This is a genomic window from Streptomyces aureocirculatus (assembly GCF_000720475.1).
GTDB classification, from domain to species: Bacteria; Actinomycetota; Actinomycetes; order Streptomycetales; family Streptomycetaceae; genus Streptomyces; species Streptomyces aureocirculatus.
The window spans coordinates 1-348 of sequence record NZ_JOAP01000169.1 but is presented as its reverse complement, the minus strand read 5'-3'; the positions used below and the strand labels follow the sequence as shown (position 1 = coordinate 348).

The following is a 348-nucleotide window of genomic DNA, read 5'->3' as shown; positions in this document are numbered from 1 at the left end:
CCCCGCGGCACATCAAGCACCCGCGCGAAGATGCCCGCAAGGACCTCCTCCAACGGCGAAGACGCCGCCCGGAAAAAACCCCCCGAAAACACCGGCTCCGGCAACGCCCGCTTGTCCAGCTTCCCGTTCACCGTAAACGGCAGATCATCAACCACCATCACCACCGCGGGCACCATGTACTCCGGCAACCGCACAGCAACCTCGCCACGCACCACCGAACCATCCACACCCACACCAGAACCAGCACCAGCACCCGCACCGGAACCAGCACCGGCGGGCACCACATACCCCACCAACTGCCGACCACCCGACCCGGCAGAACGCACCACCACCGCAGCACGCTCCACC

Annotated in this window: 1 protein-coding gene; it reads right to left on the bottom strand. The window is 66.4% G+C overall.

Translation table 11 applies throughout. The features are described 5' to 3' along the window. Nucleotides 1-348 (bottom strand): AMP-binding enzyme (locus IG78_RS47410; RefSeq protein WP_037703474.1); only part of this gene is annotated, 348 nt, incomplete at both ends.